A 16474-nucleotide genomic window follows, 5' to 3' on the forward strand; every position below is an offset into this window, starting at 1 on the left:
AGACAGTCGGGCACCAACACCCTTTTCATCAGAACCCGGTGTATCTGCGGGCCGTTTTCACAGCACCCTGCCGCGCCGGAAAACCGGTTATTGGTAATTCTTCGCCTTGGACATTTTGCCGATACCGGGATTGAACGAGTTGGTCGGGTCGCAGCATTTGTAATGTGCCGCCAGGTCGGGCTTGGCCTTGTAAAGGTGCCCCACGTTATGTTCAGCAGGGTATTCCGCGCCGCGTTCGTCAAACAGTTTCAACATTGCGGCCTTCAGAGCTTTTGGTTCAGCTCCTTTTTTGACTATGTAGTCCTGATGCATCACGTGGCACATGAAGTGCCCGTAATAGAGTTTGTGAACCAACTGGTCTTCGATCTCAGGCGGCAGCTTCTCCAGCCAGTCCTGGTCGTTGCGGCGCAGTGCGACGTCCAGTGCGATGATATCTTCGACGTCGTCCGAATGGATCGCCATGTAACGCACCGCCGCGCCCGCCGCCGCAAACCGATGAAGGCCTGCGATTCTGGCCTCGCGCGCATCACATTCGAAAAATCCGCCATCCCGGCCACTCAGAAATCGCGGCAACCACTCAGCGGCCTCGGATACACCTTCATCCTTCATTTTCAGGATAAGGTGATGTTCGTATTTGTCGCGAAAATCCGTCATACGTTTGGGCAGGACACGTGGCCACAAAGCTATAGCTGCCTGCATGAAACGATCAGTGAAATTTCGCAAAAACGGAATGCGCCGCAGGCGTGCATCCACGGCGCCTTTCATCGCAAAGAACATCGGCAGACGGTCCGTGCCAAGCTTGTCGATCATCACGACCGTGTCCTTGCCATAGCGTGCTGCAATATCGAACGCTTCGCGATGCATGTATTCGGCCGAAACCGGCAGCGATTTAAACCCTGACAATATGTGGCGCCGCAGGTCCGCCAGATCGTCGGGATTGTTGGTGCCCACATAGAACACCTTCTCAACCTCGTTCTTGGGAAAGGTGTCAAGGCGCACCGCAAAAACGGCCAGCTTCCCGGCCGAGCCCGAAGATTCGAAAAGCCTGGCCTTGTCCGCATTGAACCGCGCAGGCGTTTGCGCATTCACGTCCCGCACGATCTGTGCGTAGTCGCTGGCCGATGCGCGTTTGTTGGTTGCTCCGGGATTGCGTTCGAACCTGCCTGCATCGAGGTTTGCAAGGATCTCTTCCGGCGTGCTGCCCAGATCGATGCCCAGATGGTTGACCAGTTCCAATTCACCCTGTTCGGTGATTTGCGCATAGACGGAAAGTTCCGTGTAAACCGGACCGCGCTCTACCAGAGAACCGCCGGAATTGTTGCATACCCCACCCACGATCGACGCGCCGATGCAGGACGAACCGATCACCGAATGCGGCTCGCGTCCGAACGGGGCCAGCAGTTTTTCCAGCGCAAAAAGCGTGGCGCCCGGAAAGCTGACGATCTGCTCTGCGTCGTTCAAGGGCACCAGAGTATCCATCCGGCGCGTGTTGATCAGAACCACGTCACGGTCATAGGTGCCGGACGGCGTAGACCCTTCGGTCAGACCAGTATTGGCCGCCTGCATGATGACGATCTTGTCGGCTGCAACGCAGGCTTGCAGGATCTTCCATTGCTCCAGCAGGGTCCCCGGCTGAACGACGCACAGCGCCTCACCCTCGCCCGAGCGGAAACCGCGCCGAAAGCGCTCTGTCGCGCGCGCTCCGATCAGCACGTGACGCGTACCGACGATAGAGCGGAAATGTTTGATCAACGCGTCATTGGTCATATCGGCCCCCGTTTCGGGTTAGGGATTGCGGAAACGAATATTCTCGCGGCTGAGCTGGCCAACACTGGTGACACCCATCAGCTTCATGTCGCGCTCGATCTCGGCACGCATCAGCCCAAGGGCCCGTTCAACCCCAGCCTGCCCCGCGGCAGCCAGAGGATACAGGTAGTGCCGCCCGATACCCACCGCTTTGGCCCCGATCGACAGCGCCTTGAGCACATGGGTGCCACGCTGAATGCCGCTGTCCATCATCACGTCCAGTTTGTCGCCGACTGCATCGACAATCTCGGCCAGTTGATCGAACGGCGTGCGCGATCCGTCCAATTGTCGGCCACCGTGGTTCGACAGGATGATGCCGGTACAACCGATCTCAGCCGCGCGTTTGGCATCTTCGACGGTCATGATCCCCTTCAGGCAGAACTGACCATCCCAGTCGCGCACCATCTGCGCCACGTCATCCCAGTTCATCGACGGGTCGAGCATGTCGGTGAAATACCCGCCGATCGAGCTGGCCCCACCGCCCATATCCACATGTTCCTCAAGCTGAGGCAGCCGGAACTTTTCATGAGTGACATAGTTGATCCCCCACATCGGCTTGATCGCGAACTGGATCATGCCGCCCAGCGTCAAGCGGAACGGGATCGAGAACCCCGTGCGCAAATCACGCTCGCGGTTGCCGCCGGTGATGCTGTCGACGGTCAGCATCATGACCTCAACACCCGCCTCTTTGGCGCGCTGCATCATGGCGGCGTTCAACCCGCGATCCTTGTGAAAGTAGAATTGATAGACCTGCGGGTTTTTGTGTTTTTGGCGCAGCTCCTCCAGCGAGACGGTTCCCAGAGAGGAAACTCCGAACATGGTGCCGTATTTCTCGGCCGCCGCCGCGACCGCGCGCTCACCCTGATGGTGGAACAGGCGCTGCAACGCGGTGGGTGAGCAATAGACCGGCATGTCCAGTTTCTGCCCCATCACCGTGACGGACATGTCCACGTCCGAAACCCCGCGCAGGACCGAAGGCAACAGATCGCAGCGGTCGAACGCCTTGGTGTTTTCCCGATACGTCACCTCATCATCCGCGCCACCGTCGATATAGTTGAAGATCGGCCCCGGCAGCCGCTGTTTGGCCAGCCGCCGGAAGTCGTGGAAGTTATGACATTGGCTCAGACGCATCCGATAAGCTCCTTAATAGGCGACCGACGGCAACCAGGTGGCAAGGGTCGGCCACAGGAACACTAGCGCCAAACCGGTCAATTGCAGCAGGACAAATGGGATGATGCCCTTATAGATATGCGTCAGCTTGATCTCGGGCGGGCAAACACCTTTGAGATAGAACAAGGCAAAGCCAACGGGCGGCGTCAGGAAGCTGGTTTGCAGCGTCACAGCGACAAGGATCACGAACCAGACCAGCGCCGGTTCATCCAGTACGCCAAAGCCGGGGATGTCGATGCCCAGACCGTTCACGATGGGGCGCATCAGGGGCAGCACGATCAGCGTGATCTCGATCCAGTCCAGTACGAAGCCCAGCAGGAAGACGATGAACAGGATGAACAGAATTGTTCCGTTGGCACCAAAGCCGGTGGATTGCACCACATGTTCGATCAGTTCATCCCCGCCCAGTTCGCGCAGCACATAGGAAAACACAGTCGCACCGAGGAAGATCGCAAAGATATAGGCGGTGGTGTTGAAGGTCGACACCAGCACGTTCCACAGCTTGGCAAAGGTCAGCTTGCGATAGCCCAGCGCCAGCAAGGTCGCACCCAAGGCACCGATGCCGGACGCTTCGGTTGGTGTGGTCAGACCGGCAAAGATCGACCCCAGCACGGCAAGGATCAGCATCAGCGTAGGGATGACGGCGATGAGAACGTCCTTCACGGCTGCCCAGTCGGGGGCTTTCGCACCTTCGGGCACGGGAGCCGCGTCGCGTTTCACCAGAGCCAGAATGAAGATGTAGGTCAGGTACAAGGCGCCGATGATCACGCCCGGGAAAACCGCGGCCATGAACAGGTCTCCGACGGACAGCGCCATCTGGTCGGCCATGATCACCAACATGATTGAGGGTGGGATCAGAATGCCCAATGTCCCCGAGGCCGAAACCACGCCCGCAGCCAGCGTCGGCTGGTATTTCTGCTGCATCATCGACGGCAGCGACAGCACGCCTAGCAGTACAACCGAGGCACCAATGATGCCGGTCGAAGCCGCCAGAATGATCCCGATCAGGGTCACGGTGATGGCCAGTCCTCCGCGCACCGTCCCGAACAGGCGCTGCATCGAGGACATCAGACGCTCGGCCACTCCGGATTCGTCCAGCATCAGCCCCATGAAGATGAACATCGGCAGGGCAACCAGAACCGCGTTGGACATGGTCGCGTAGACCCGGTTCACCACCGCGCCAAGCGTCAGATAATCAAGCCCGGTAAAGGTGCTTTCCAACCCGGTCCACAGCATCAGATCGTTGTCGAACAGATAGGCCAGACCGCAATAGGCGACGCCGACACCGGCCAGCACCCACGCCACCGGGTAACCGGTGAACAAAAGCGCGATAAAGGTCAGGAACATCGCGATGACCAGCTTTTCCTCGGTTGTTTCGACCAGGAAGGTCAGGCCAACACAGACGGCTGCGAATACCGCCAGCACCAGAAGAACACGGCGCAGCGGCGCGCCTTCACGTTCCGAGGCCGGCCCGTAGATCAGCGCGTGCCCGTCATGGATCAACCGTGCCAACGCGGCCAGCGCCAACAGTACAAAGCTGATCGGAATGACCGCCTTGAAAGCCCAACGCGCAGGCAGGCCGGTTGGGCTGTCCGAGCGTTCGTTGACGCGGAAGCTTTCGTAGAAATAATCATAGCCCTGATCGACCATCAGATAGATGAACGGGGTCAGCAGGGTCAGGATGCCGATCACCTCGATGATCCGCTGCGCGCGGCGCGAAAGCTGCATATGCAGGACGTCCACACGCACATGGCTGTCGGTGATCAAGGCATACGAGATGCCGATCATCGTGACGATTCCATAGAAATGCCACTGGATCTCATCCAGTTTCGGGTAGTTCTGGCTGAACAGGTAGCGCAACGAGACCTGTGCGAAGATCGCGCCCATCAGCAGGACATTGGCCCACATGACGACATGACCCACAGCCTTGACCCCGGCGTCGATTGTGACGGCGATTTTCTGGCGGTCGGACTCGGGGTGTTCCAGGATGCCTTCATAGGCTTCGACTGGATCGTTGAGGTTCTTTTGGGTGGTCATGGTCATTCCTCGCTCAGCAACCCGGAATACGGGCAGTGAAAAGTTAGAAAGTCCGAAGATCGAAAAGCAGAGGCCGGAGCGGCGGATCGGGCCGCCCCGGCAACGTCAGTGAGGGAGAGTTTACTGACGTGGGAGGAAGGCGTTCGTCTTCCAGAGGTTATAGCCGTCACGGAATTCGTTCATGTCGGCCAGAACCTTGGCAAAGAAGGCATCATTGGCGGCCTCTTCTGCGGCAACCTCTTCCCAGGTCGCGCGGAAGGTATCCAACATCTCGGGCGACCACTGCTTGATGGTGACGCCGTTGTTTTCAACGTTGTCGATCAGGGCCGCGTGCTGGATGGCTTCGCCTTCGGCAAAGCTGTCCGCCATCGAAGCCTTGCAGGCGCTTTCGATGATTGCCTTGTGCTGATCGCTGGTTTCGTTCCAGACGTCCTTGTTGATCAGCAGTTCAAACACGGTCGCCTGCTGATGCCAGCCGGGGAAATAGTTGAACTTGACCAGCTTGTGGAAGCCCAGACGCGCGTCGATGGCAGGCATCGAAAACTCGGTCGCGTCAATCGCGCCTTTTTCCAATGCGGGGAAGATCTCACCACCTGGCAGTAGCGAGGTCGCTACACCCAGTTTCTGCATCACCTTGCCGCCCAGACCAAAGAAACGCATCTTCAGCCCGTTCAGGTCTTCGGGCGAATTGATCTCGGACGCGAACCAGCCCGAGGTTTCCGGCGCGATGATGGCGCAGGGCAGTACTTTTACGTTGTAACCGGCCTGATCATACATCTCCTGATACAGGGTCATGCCGTTGCCATAATACAGCCAAGCCATGTATTCGCCCGCCTCGGGGCCGAACGGCACGGCCGAGAACAGCGGCGCAGCCGGGATTTTACCGGCCCAGTAACCAGCCGTGGTGTAGCCCGAGTTGATCTTGCCGGTGGACACGGCGTCCAGAATTTCGAAGGGCGGCACCAGTTTTCCCGGCTCGTACACCTTCATCTTCATCGTGCCGCCGGACATCAGTTCCAGCTGATCAGCCACACGTGGAATAGGTGAACCCAGGCCCGGCAGTTCGGTCGAAAAGGCAATCGGTGTTTTCAGCAGCAGCTTGTCCGCCGCAACTGCGGGTGCCGCCAGCAGGCTGGCGGCCACGGCCAGGCTTGTCAGGGTCTTCTTCATGAAATCTCCTCCAGGTTTGGTCGGGTTTTCTCCGATCAGTGGCGCAGGCTCTTCCAGCGCCGCTCCGGTGGTAAACTAACTTTACCAGCTCAAACCAGTCAATAACTTTGTTTACCACTGGCGCTAACCGAAACTGGAAGTTCGCCTTCGACAAGCCCTGCAAAATCCCGATGCGACTGCTTCAAAAAGCCAACAGATTCTCCAAAAATCATTCATAAACAGACACGTAATTCACGTCCGGGAAGAACAGCCTCGCGCTTGAAATTTGAACAGATATGGTTATCTTTGTTTACCAGTTATTCTGGTTATTATAGCGTCACACGGGGCAGCATCTCATGAACACCACGGCGATTTTTGAACCGGTTGGACACGAATCGCTGGCTGATGCGGTGGTTTCACAGGTCGAGGACCTGATCGCTTCGGGCATCCTGAAGCAGGGCCGGAAACTGCCTTCCGAGCGTGATCTGGCCGAGATGTTGCGCGTGTCGCGCCCGAAGCTGCGCGAAGCCCTTCAGGTGCTGGAAGAACGCGGTCTGGTCACAACGCAACACGGTGAGGGAACATTCGTCGCAGCCCTGACCGGACAAGCCATGATGCCCGCGCTTCTTGCTTTGTACGAACGCCACGAGCCGGCTTTCTTCGACTATCTTGAGTATCGTCGTGAGCAGGAAGGTTTCGCGGCCCGGCTTGCCGCACGTCGCGCCACCAAGGCAGACAAGGAACGGATTTCCGAGATCCTTGATGAAAACGAGCGTGCCTGGCAAGAGCAGGACGCCAAGGCTTCGCAAGAGGCGGACTTTGCGCTGCATTCCGCGATTGTGGATGCCAGCCAGAACGCGACCCTGATCCACATGATGGCGTCGATCTACGAACTCACCCGCAAGGGCGTTTTCTACAATCGTGACTTCCTGCGCACGATTGACGGGACCGGCGAAAAGCTGCTGCAACAACATCTCGAGCTTGGTCGCGCGGTGATCGAAGGGGATGAGAAGCGGGCCGAAAAAGCGGCAAAGGATCACATCGACTTTGTTGAAGAATCTTTCAAACTCGGGATCGAGCAGAGGCGACGCGAAGCCATGGCCGAAAAGCGCCGGATACTGTCACGCTGACGGCTTTGTCACCCATTTTCCTTTCTGATTGCGGGGCCAAAGTCCACGAGGTGGCCGCGAAAAGCACCTGTTTGGCGATTTGCGACCGGTTTCCAAACTTGCCCGATCCGGCTGTCATATATCTTCTCCGGGCGGTTCCAGAAGGCCGCCTGGCTCCAACAAGGCCCGCTCGGACAGCCACGGGTTGAGCTCAAGCGCCTCGGACAGTGCTGCACGCGCGTCTTCCAAACGTCTCAACCCCATCAGGGACAAAGCCCGCCCACTTAGCGCACCGATATGGTTTGGCGACATTTCGATCGTGACATTCAGGTCGCGCAATGCCGCGTCAAAATCCTGCCTCAGGTAGTTTACAAAAGCTCGCTGATTGTAGCCTTCGGCGTAATCCGGGCAATATTCGACAAGTTGGTTGAAATCGTCCAATGCGCCCGACAAATCCCACGCCTCTCGTCGCGCCATTCCACGATCCAGCAGGGTCTGCGATCGGGCATCCGGCGCGTCTGTCCAAAGTTCCCACATTTTATTCGAGATGACCCGGGCGTCGCTTTGCGATTGCGCCTTTTGGACCTGCTTGATCAGCGCATCCACACCTTCGATATGATCCGGAGCCGCGGGGCATGTCTCGGCCATGGCCGAGCATGAAAACGCGATCAGGAAAAACGTTGCAGCACAGGTTCGCATCACGCAACAAGGGTGGGCCAAAATTCTGCCGGGTCAAGACTGATGTTCAAAACCGCCCAGCATACCGGTTTCCTTCACGGCCTCCATCGCAACAAAAGTTGAGGTATTGGCGACATGCGGCAGAGACGAGATCTTCTCGGCCAATACACGGCGGTATTCCGACATGGTGGCGGTGCGCACTTTCAGAAGATAGTCAAAGTTGGACGCGATCATATGGGCCTGCTCGACCTCGGCGGTTTTGCGGACGGCTGCGTTGAACTCGGCCAGCGCCTTTTCGCGGGTATCGGTCAAACGCACCTCGACAAACGCGACGTGATCCAGACCCAGCCGGATCGGATCCAGCATCGCCCGATAGCCCTGGATCACTCCGCTCGCCTCAAGCCGTTTGAGCCGCGCTTGCGTCGGAGATTTCGACAGCCCGATCTCGCGCGCAAGATCGGCCACCGAGATACGGCCGTCCTCGGCCAGAATCCTTAGAATCGAGCGGTCAAACCGATCAAGATCAGGAAAACTCATTTGAACTGTCCGCTGCTAAAAATTCAGATCATCCTCCTTCAAATATAGCAAACTCAGTCCGTTGTCCTGATTTTTCCGCATTATATTATCGCAAAGACCGGAGGACATATGTCACACAGCCTGCGCACCCTCATCGATACTTCCACCTATGCCGATCAGTCGGCAGTTCTGGATACACTGATCTCTCAGGCGAACCTGACAGACACGGATCGCAGCGCCATCGGCACCGCCGCTGCGCAGCTTGTGCGCGACATCCGGTCCAGCACCTCTCCGGGGTTGATGGAGGTGTTTCTGGCCGAATATGGCCTGTCCACCGACGAAGGTATCGCCCTGATGTGTCTGGCCGAGGCGCTGTTGCGCGTGCCGGATGCCGACACAATCGATGCGCTGATCGAAGACAAGATCGCGCCCTCCGATTGGGGCAAGCATCTGGGGCAATCCTCGTCCTCGTTGGTGAACGCCTCGACATGGGCACTGATGTTGACCGGAAAGGTGCTGGACGAGGGCAAGGCGTCTCCGGTCGGGGCGCTGCGCGGTGCGATCAAGCGGTTGGGCGAGCCGGTGATCCGCACTGCCGTGGCACGCGCGATGAAAGAGATGGGCCGGCAGTTCGTTCTGGGGGAAACCATTCAGTCCGCCATGGATCGCGCACGCGGGATGGAGGAGAAGGGCTATACCTATTCCTACGACATGCTGGGCGAAGCGGCCCGAACCGAAGCGGACGCGGCGCGCTATCACCTGTCCTATTCCCGCGCCATCTCGGCCATTGCCGAGGCCTGCACCCATGACGATATCCGCGCCAACCCGGGCATTTCGGTAAAACTGTCCGCCCTGCACCCCCGTTATGAGCTGGCACAGGAACAGCGTGTGATGGACGAGCTGGTGCCGCGGCTGCGGGCACTGGCCCTGCTGGCCAAGGCGGCCGGAATGGGCCTGAACGTCGATGCAGAAGAGGCGGATCGCCTGTCGCTGTCGTTGCAGGTGATAGAGGCGGTGATGTCCGACCCGGCCCTTGCCGGCTGGCACGGGTTTGGCATCGTGGTTCAGGCCTATGGCCCGCGCGCAGGGCTGGTACTGGATACGCTGTATGGCATGGCCGAACGTCACGATCGCCAGATTATGGTGCGATTGGTCAAAGGTGCCTATTGGGATACCGAGATCAAACGCGCGCAGGTCGAAGGTGTGGATGGCTTTCCCGTCTTCACGCACAAGGCGGCAACCGACATCTCCTATATCGCCAATGCACGCAAATTGCTGGGCATGACCGATCGGATCTATCCGCAATTTGCCACGCACAACGCGCACACGGTCAGCGCCATCCTTCACATGGCCAAGGATCAACCGTTCGAGTTCCAGCGCCTGCACGGCATGGGCGAGACCTTGCATCAGATCGTGATGGACAAGCAGAACACCCGGTGCCGCATCTATGCACCGGTGGGGGCGCATCGCGACTTGCTGGCTTATCTGGTTCGGCGCTTGTTGGAGAACGGCGCGAATTCATCCTTCGTCAACCAGATTGTGGACGAAGATGTGCCACCGGAAGTGGTCGCCGCCGATCCGTTTGTTGCGGTCCGGACCCCTCCGCCCGCACTGCCGACCGGGCCGGAATTGTTCCAGCCTGAAAGACCGAATTCCAAGGGTTTTGACCTGCATCACACACCAACCCTGGATCAGATTGATGCGGCACGGGATCAGTTCCGCGCCCATCATTGGTATGCGCAACCCTTGCTGGCCGATGCGGCTAAACCCGATGCGGATGAGCCGGTGATCAATCCGGCACGGCCTCAGGACAAGCCCGGCGCGGTGGCCCCAGCCAGCGCGGCGGATGTGGAAATGGCATTGGCCTCGGCCAACCCCTGGGATGCCCCCGCTGCCGAACGCGCCCGCATCCTCAATGCCGCAGCCGATCTTTACGAAGTGCATTATGGTGAGTTGTTTGCCCTGCTGGCGCGTGAGGCCGGGAAGTCGCTGCCCGATGCGGTGGCCGAACTGCGCGAGGCGGTGGATTTCCTGCGTTACTATGCAGCCAACATCCCCGATGCCGAACCCGCGGGGATTTTCACCTGCATCAGCCCGTGGAACTTCCCGCTGGCGATTTTCTCTGGGCAGATCTCTGCTGCGCTGGCAACCGGAAACGCGGTTCTGGCCAAGCCTGCGCCCCAGACGCCCCTGATCGCACATCGTGCCATTCAGCTTATGCACGAGGCGGGGGTACCACGCGATGTGCTGCAACTGTTGCCGGGGGGGCCTGCCGTGGGTGCGGCGCTGACGTCGGATCCGCGCATCTCGGGCGTGGCCTTCACTGGGTCAACAGACACCGCGCTGAAAATCCGTGCGGCGATGGCCGGATCCATGCGCCCCGGTACGCCGCTGATCGCGGAAACCGGCGGTCTGAATGCGATGATCGTCGACAGCACCGCCCTTCCCGAACAAGCCGTGCAATCGATCATCGAAAGCGCCTTTCAGTCGGCGGGCCAGCGCTGTTCCGCCCTGCGCTGCCTGTATTTGCAGGAAGACATCGCCGATGACATTCTGACCATGCTCAAAGGGGCGATGGATGCGCTGTCGGTCGACGACCCCTGGCTTTTGTCGACGGATTGCGGACCGGTGATCGACGAACAGGCCCGTCAGGGCATCGCCGAACATGTGACCAAGGCGCGCAACGAAGGGCGGGTGTTGAAGGAGCTTCCGTTGCCGCCCGAAGGCATCTTTGTTTCTCCGACGCTGATCGAGATCCCCGGCATCGCCGCGCTGGAACGCGAGGTGTTCGGCCCGGTGCTGCACGTCGCCCGGTTCAAATCGCAAGAGATCGACAAGATCATCGCCGATATCAACGCCACCGGATACGGCCTGACCTTCGGCCTGCACACCCGCATAGACGACCGCGTGCAGCATGTGACCGAGGCGATCCATGCGGGCAACATCTATGTAAACCGCAACCAGATCGGCGCCATCGTCGGGTCTCAGCCCTTTGGTGGCGAAGGATTGTCAGGCACCGGCCCCAAGGCGGGTGGGCCGAACTACATGATCCGGTTCTGCGCACCCGACCGTCAAAGCACGGCGGATACCTGGGGCGCCGTGGCTGATCTGCCTGCTGCACAAGGTCAACCTGCGCCGGTCAAAACCCGGTCCCTGCCCGGCCCGACCGGTGAATCGAACCGCCTGAGCGTGTATCCCCGTCCGCCTCTTCTTTGCTTGGGACCCGGAGAGGCCGCAGCGCGTGCGCAGGCCGATGCTGTATCTGCGCTGGGTGGCACCACCATTCAGGCGACCGGGATGCTTGACCTGCACCGGTTGGAAAACCTGACCGGCATTTCGGGCGTGTTGTGGTGGGGAGACGAGGAAACAGCGGGGCAGATCGAACACCATCTGGCGCGCCGCGACGGCCCGATTCTGCCGCTTATTCCCGGCAAGCCCGACCGCGCGCGTGTTCTGGGTGAACGCCATGTCTGCGTGGACACGACCGCGGCGGGTGGAAACGCGGTGTTGTTGGGAGGTGCGGCATAAGCTTGCCTTGACGCTGGGCGCACAAAAGCCCAGCGTCACGGCATGTTTCCGATCCGCGACCATAACCCTTCGGGGCGCACACCTTATGTTGTCTATGCCTTGCTGGCGGCCAATATCCTGATCTTCCTCAGCTATGTGGGGATCATGAATGATGGGCCACGGATCGGCAGGCTGTTTTTCGACTACGCCATTATTCCGGCGCGGGTCAGCGACGGGTTCGGGCTGGAAACCCTCGTGACATCCATGTTCCTGCACGGGGGGTGGATGCACCTGGCCGGCAACATGCTGTTTCTGTGGATCTTCGGTGACAATCTGGAAGACGAGATGGGCCATCTGCCCTTCCTGCTGTTTTACATGGCGGCAGGAATCGGCGCGGGCCTGATTCACGTCATCACCGGGCCCGAGTCCCAAGTTCCCACTGTTGGGGCCTCGGGCGCGATTGCGGGCGTGATGGGCGGGTATCTGCTGCTGTTCCCGAAAGCACGGGTGGATATCCTGCTGATCCTGATCGTCTATTTCAGGGTCTTTACCATCCCCGCCTTCATCATGCTGGGCGTCTGGCTGGCGATACAGTTCTTTGGCAGCGTCACCAGCAATCCAGACGAAGGCGGCATCGCCTATTGGGCCCATACCGGGGGATTTGCCGTTGGCCTGATCCTGTGCATCCCGCTGTGGCTGAGACGCGGCGGAATTCAGTTCTGGGATCGCACCCACGGACATCCGCCCCACCCGGAAGCGAAGTACAAGCTGTCACAATCCCGCATTCCGCGCGTTCCGCGCCGCTAAAGCCGGTTCAAAGGGCGCCTAGCCCCGGATCACCTTGGCGAACTGATCGAAGATCGGTTCGTTCGAACAGATCACTTCACCATCTTCCAGCACGTTGCCTTCAGGGTTAAGCGCCTGCACGAAGCCGCCAGCCTCTTTGACGATGATCACACCGGCAGCCAGATCCCACGCATTCAGGCGGCGTTCCCAAAAGCCTTCGTACCGGCCTGCGGCCACATATGCCATATCCAGCGCGGCGGCGCCCCAACGACGCACACCGGCGCAGGCGGGCATCAGACGCGCCAGATCCTGCAAAGTCGCAGGCAGATCCGAGCGGCCACCAAAGGGCAGACCGGTCGCGAAGACCGATTCAATCATGCGATGACGACCCGACACGCGAATACGGGTGTCGTTCATCCAAGCGCCCTCACCTTTTTCAGCAAAGAACATCTCGTCCTTGGCGGCGTCATAGATCACGCCGGCAACGATCTTGCCCTTGTGTTCCAGTGCTATGGAAATCGCCCAATGCGGCAGGCCGTGCAGGAAATTGGTGGTGCCGTCCAGCGGATCGACGATCCAGCGGCGGGTCGGATCCTCACCATCGATGGAGCCGCCCTCTTCGGCCAGCCAGCCATAGGTCGGTCGTGCGCCCAGCAGCTCTTCTTTCAGGATGGCTTCGGCGGCGATGTCGGCCTTCGAGACGAAATCACCGGCGCCTTTCATCGACACCTGCAGATTCTCGACTTCACGGAAATCCTTGACCAAAGAACGCCCCGCCTTGCGCGCGGCCTTGATCATGATGTTGAGATTTGCGCTGCCAACCATTGTCAAAAGGCTCCTGTCCGGTCAAACCGCGCGTATACTGCCGCAATGCGCCCTTGCCAAGAGGAATGATGCGCATAACAGACCCGCAGGAAACGCCGTTACTGGGATTGCAGCTTACGCGCTTCTTCCCGGGCCAGTTTCACCAGTTCCTGCACAAAGGGTTTCTCCAGATCTTCCGAACGGACCGCGGCATAGAGACGCCGTGTAATGCCCTCTTTCGTCAAGGGTCTGGTGACGTAGTCCGAGTTGTATTTGACCTCGCGCACGACCCAATCCGGCAGCACTGAAATGCCCCGGTTCGATGCGACCAGCAGCAGAATGACGGCGGTCAGTTCCACCTGCCGGATCGTTGCAGGCTCAACCCGCGCTGGGATCAACAGCTGGCTGAACACATCTAGGCGGGTGCGTTCCACCGGATAGGTGATCAGGGTCTGGCCGCGAAAATCCTCGGCCTCGACATAGTCTTTCTTGGCCAGGGGATGGGTCGAAGCGGCCACAAACACCGCGTTATAATCAAAAAGTTCGACAAACTCGACACCCGGCAGGTCTTCGGGATCGGACGAGACCACCAGATCGACCTCTTCCTTCTGCAAGGCCGGAAGCGCGTCGAAGGCAAGACCAGGGCGGATATCGACATCCACGTCGCCCCAGGATTTCCTGAAGGATTCGAGCACCGGGAACAGCCATTCGAAACAAGCGTGGCATTCGATGGCTATATGCATCCGCCCCGTGCGCCCGTCCCGCAGCGAAGAAAATTCATTCTGGGCGGCTTCGACCTGCGGCAGTATCTGCTCGGCCAGGCGCAAAAGCCGCAAACCGGCAGCCGACAATTTCATGGGTTTGGAGCGGCGCAGAAACAGCTCGACCCCGGCCTGATCCTCCAACCCTTTGATTTGATGGCTCAATGCGGACTGGGTGATGTTCAACTGATCCGCAGCGCGGGCCAGCCCGCCGCATTCATGGATCGCCTTGATGGTGCGCAGGTGCCGGAATTCAATATGCATTTCAAACAGCATTCATGTTGTTGTTGAGTAATATGAGTTTGTTTCACAATGCATGCCATGGCACAAGAGGCTCAGTTGATCCAGTGAGGCCACGATGTCCAAACCTGAAATTTCCTTCGAGTTCTTTCCGCCCAAAACTCTGGAAGCCTCTTTCCGCCTTTGGGACACGGTCCAGACATTGGCCCCTTTGGATCCCCGTTTTGTTTCCGTCACCTACGGCGCTGGTGGCACGACGCGTGAACTGACGCGCGACGCGGTTTCGACCCTGCACAAGTCATCGGGCCTGAACGTGGCCGCTCATCTGACCTGTGTCGATGCTTCGCGGCAGGAAACGCTGGAGATTGCAGACACCTTTGCCCGCGCCGGCGTGCAGGACATCGTCGCCCTGCGCGGCGACCCGCCAAAGGGTCAGGACAAGTTTGTGCCGCACCCCGACGGGTTTTCCAGTTCTGTTGAACTGATCGAGGCACTGGCCGAAACCGAAATGTTCAGCATTCGTGTCGGGGCCTATCCCGACACCCACCCCGAGGCTGCAAACATGGCTGCGGATGTGGACTGGCTGAAGGCCAAGCTGGACGCAGGTGCAGACGAAGCGCTGACGCAGTTCTTCTTCGAAGCCGAAACCTTTTTCCGGTTCCGCGATGCTTGCGCCAAGGCCGGCATCGACAAACCGATCGTGCCGGGCATCCTGCCGATCGAGAACTGGGCAGGCGCCCGCAACTTCGCCAAGCGCTGTGGCACGCATATTCCCCAGTGGGTCGAACAGGCGTTTGAAAAAGCGGTGCGCGATGGGCGTGAGGATCTGTTGGCCACGGCAATCTGCACAGAGCTGTGTTCAGACCTGATCGAAGGCGGCGTGGACAAGCTGCATTTCTATACCCTGAACCGTCCCGAATTGACGCGCGATGTCTGCTTCGCACTGGGCATTACACCGCGCGTTGAACTGGAAAACGTTGCCTGACTTTCAAAAAATCCAATGGTTCGCCCGGGTTACGTTTACGCCCGGGCGTTTGTCGTTTCGGAAGATGTGTACTGTTTCACAACCACGCCTATAAAACGGCGCCTTTGAGGGACAATTGAATCTCAACATCGCGATTGTTGTCACCAGCCCCGCAAATCATCCTTGAAAATTGACAAAACTATGACTGTGACCACACTGGTACTGTGTAGTTTGTAAAGAGTGTTTTGAGTATGGAACCTGTCGATAAAGTGCGGGCACGCGCGGATGCGTTGGCGGATCTGGGGTTGAGCCCCTGCGCCGGTTCCCAAGAGATCAGGGACGCATGGAGGCAGATCGCATTCCATTCACACCCCGATCACAAGGATGGGGACAGTTCCGGTTTTTCGCGCGCCAAGGCGGCTTATGATTTTCTGCGCAAAGAAGGTTTGGTTATGAAAGGTGGTGCCAGTTCCGGCCCTCCGCAACCGCGCCGACCCCGTTTGAAGAAGCGCATCATCGAACTTCCGCTGGAGGATATCGCCGCCTGCAAGGCGATGCTGAATCCCGACCAGAGGTTGCCGCAAATGCACGATGAAGCGGATGTTCAGGACAGATCTGATGCATGTGTCTCGGATCACATTCCCGACGCGGTCGGGTGTTACGGGCGGCATCTGACCTATTTTGTCACCACGCCCGTGCATCATGGGGCAAATCGCGTGGCCTTGCCGACGACCGTCCTGACCAACGCGCGCCACACCGAGGCTGAAATTTTGAGCTTTCAGTCAAAAGATACCGGCGCCGGAGAAGTCATCATCCCCGATACGATCCGCGAACGGAAGTTTCCGGGCGCCAAGAGCGTGCGGATCAGGTTTGATGCCGATCAGGATATTCGGGATCAATTCTGGCTTGCGGGGTAACGGCCTCTGCCCGGCTGGACCAGCCGGGCT

At 59.0% G+C, this 16474-nt stretch carries 13 protein-coding genes; 5 read left to right on the plus strand and 8 right to left on the minus strand.

Annotated elements, in window-relative coordinates:
• Positions 1–87 precede the first annotated feature (87 nt).
• The 4 genes from dld to ACR0I0_RS15360 form a co-directional block, all read right to left on the minus strand.
• A complete protein-coding gene (dld, locus tag ACR0I0_RS15345) occupies positions 88–1767 on the minus strand; it encodes a D-lactate dehydrogenase (RefSeq protein WP_480492107.1) in 1680 nt (559 codons plus the stop codon).
• Between the two features lie 18 nt (positions 1768–1785).
• Entirely contained in the window at positions 1786–2937 is a 1152-nt protein-coding gene (locus ACR0I0_RS15350) for an alpha-hydroxy acid oxidase (RefSeq protein WP_171118676.1), read from the minus strand.
• A 12-nt stretch (positions 2938–2949) separates the two neighbouring features.
• Positions 2950–5013 (minus strand): TRAP transporter large permease subunit, encoded by a 2064-nt coding sequence (locus tag ACR0I0_RS15355; RefSeq protein WP_480492109.1) that lies wholly within the window; start codon positions 5011–5013, stop codon positions 2950–2952.
• A gap of 120 nt (positions 5014–5133) precedes the next feature.
• On the minus strand, positions 5134–6183 hold the full coding sequence (locus ACR0I0_RS15360) for a TRAP transporter substrate-binding protein (RefSeq protein WP_171634294.1): 1050 nt from the start codon (positions 6181–6183) through the stop codon (positions 5134–5136).
• A 335-nt stretch (positions 6184–6518) separates the two neighbouring features.
• Here ACR0I0_RS15360 and ACR0I0_RS15365 point away from each other — a divergent pair, with 335 nt between their 5' ends.
• Positions 6519–7292 carry a FadR/GntR family transcriptional regulator gene (locus tag ACR0I0_RS15365; protein WP_152458933.1) on the plus strand — a complete coding sequence of 258 codons (774 nt, stop codon included), beginning with the start codon at positions 6519–6521 and terminating at the stop codon, positions 7290–7292.
• 114 nt (positions 7293–7406) lie between these two features.
• Here the strand turns inward: ACR0I0_RS15365 and ACR0I0_RS15370 are convergent, their stop codons facing one another.
• Both ACR0I0_RS15370 and ACR0I0_RS15375 read right to left on the minus strand, forming a co-directional pair.
• Positions 7407–7970 (minus strand): tetratricopeptide repeat protein, encoded by a 564-nt coding sequence (locus ACR0I0_RS15370; RefSeq protein WP_480492111.1) that lies wholly within the window; start codon positions 7968–7970, stop codon positions 7407–7409.
• Positions 7971–8003: 33 nt separating this feature from the next.
• On the minus strand, positions 8004–8486 hold the full coding sequence (locus tag ACR0I0_RS15375; RefSeq protein WP_480492113.1) for an Lrp/AsnC family transcriptional regulator: 483 nt from the start codon (positions 8484–8486) through the stop codon (positions 8004–8006).
• A gap of 108 nt (positions 8487–8594) precedes the next feature.
• Here ACR0I0_RS15375 and putA point away from each other — a divergent pair, with 108 nt between their 5' ends.
• On the plus strand, positions 8595–11993 hold the full coding sequence (putA, locus tag ACR0I0_RS15380; protein ID WP_480492114.1) for a bifunctional proline dehydrogenase/L-glutamate gamma-semialdehyde dehydrogenase PutA: 3399 nt from the start codon (positions 8595–8597) through the stop codon (positions 11991–11993).
• A gap of 42 nt (positions 11994–12035) precedes the next feature.
• The gene (locus ACR0I0_RS15385) at positions 12036–12779 is read left to right on the plus strand and encodes a rhomboid family intramembrane serine protease (protein ID WP_171722778.1); all 744 of its coding nucleotides are present in this window, start codon (positions 12036–12038) and stop codon (positions 12777–12779) included.
• 18 nt (positions 12780–12797) lie between these two features.
• Here ACR0I0_RS15385 and ACR0I0_RS15390 read toward each other — a convergent pair whose 3' ends face one another.
• Both ACR0I0_RS15390 and ACR0I0_RS15395 read right to left on the minus strand, forming a co-directional pair.
• Complete coding sequence (locus ACR0I0_RS15390; RefSeq protein ID WP_171118687.1) at positions 12798–13583, minus strand: inositol monophosphatase family protein; 786 nt, start codon at positions 13581–13583, stop codon at positions 12798–12800.
• Positions 13584–13681: 98 nt separating this feature from the next.
• Positions 13682–14587, minus strand: coding sequence for a LysR family transcriptional regulator (locus ACR0I0_RS15395; RefSeq protein WP_171723621.1), 906 nt, complete (start codon positions 14585–14587; stop codon positions 13682–13684).
• Between the two features lie 94 nt (positions 14588–14681).
• Between ACR0I0_RS15395 and metF the strand changes: the two genes are divergently transcribed.
• Together metF and ACR0I0_RS15405 are read left to right on the plus strand one after the other, a co-directional pair.
• Complete coding sequence (gene metF / locus ACR0I0_RS15400) at positions 14682–15548, plus strand: methylenetetrahydrofolate reductase [NAD(P)H] (protein ID WP_171634310.1); 867 nt, start codon at positions 14682–14684, stop codon at positions 15546–15548.
• A gap of 230 nt (positions 15549–15778) precedes the next feature.
• Positions 15779–16444 (plus strand): J domain-containing protein, encoded by a 666-nt coding sequence (locus ACR0I0_RS15405; RefSeq protein WP_171634313.1) that lies wholly within the window; start codon positions 15779–15781, stop codon positions 16442–16444.
• Positions 16445–16474 lie beyond the last annotated feature (30 nt).

Source organism: Ruegeria sp. AG6, assembly GCF_056541565.1.

Excerpts from the sequence above, each read along its gene's own strand:
- dld (WP_480492107.1), bottom strand. The coding sequence starts at position 1,767 with ATGACCAATGACGCGTTGATCAAACATTTCCGCTCTATCGTCGGTACG.
- ACR0I0_RS15350 (WP_171118676.1), bottom strand. The coding sequence starts at position 2,937 with ATGCGTCTGAGCCAATGTCATAACTTCCACGACTTCCGGCGGCTGGCC.
- ACR0I0_RS15355 (WP_480492109.1), bottom strand. The coding sequence starts at position 5,013 with ATGACCACCCAAAAGAACCTCAACGATCCAGTCGAAGCCTATGAAGGC.
- ACR0I0_RS15360 (WP_171634294.1), bottom strand. The coding sequence starts at position 6,183 with ATGAAGAAGACCCTGACAAGCCTGGCCGTGGCCGCCAGCCTGCTGGCG.
- ACR0I0_RS15365 (WP_152458933.1), top strand. The coding sequence starts at position 6,519 with ATGAACACCACGGCGATTTTTGAACCGGTTGGACACGAATCGCTGGCT.
- ACR0I0_RS15370 (WP_480492111.1), bottom strand. The coding sequence starts at position 7,970 with ATGCGAACCTGTGCTGCAACGTTTTTCCTGATCGCGTTTTCATGCTCG.
- ACR0I0_RS15375 (WP_480492113.1), bottom strand. The coding sequence starts at position 8,486 with ATGAGTTTTCCTGATCTTGATCGGTTTGACCGCTCGATTCTAAGGATT.
- putA (WP_480492114.1), top strand. The coding sequence starts at position 8,595 with ATGTCACACAGCCTGCGCACCCTCATCGATACTTCCACCTATGCCGAT.
- ACR0I0_RS15385 (WP_171722778.1), top strand. The coding sequence starts at position 12,036 with ATGTTTCCGATCCGCGACCATAACCCTTCGGGGCGCACACCTTATGTT.
- ACR0I0_RS15390 (WP_171118687.1), bottom strand. The coding sequence starts at position 13,583 with ATGGTTGGCAGCGCAAATCTCAACATCATGATCAAGGCCGCGCGCAAG.
- ACR0I0_RS15395 (WP_171723621.1), bottom strand. The coding sequence starts at position 14,587 with ATGCATATTGAATTCCGGCACCTGCGCACCATCAAGGCGATCCATGAA.
- metF (WP_171634310.1), top strand. The coding sequence starts at position 14,682 with ATGTCCAAACCTGAAATTTCCTTCGAGTTCTTTCCGCCCAAAACTCTG.
- ACR0I0_RS15405 (WP_171634313.1), top strand. The coding sequence starts at position 15,779 with ATGGAACCTGTCGATAAAGTGCGGGCACGCGCGGATGCGTTGGCGGAT.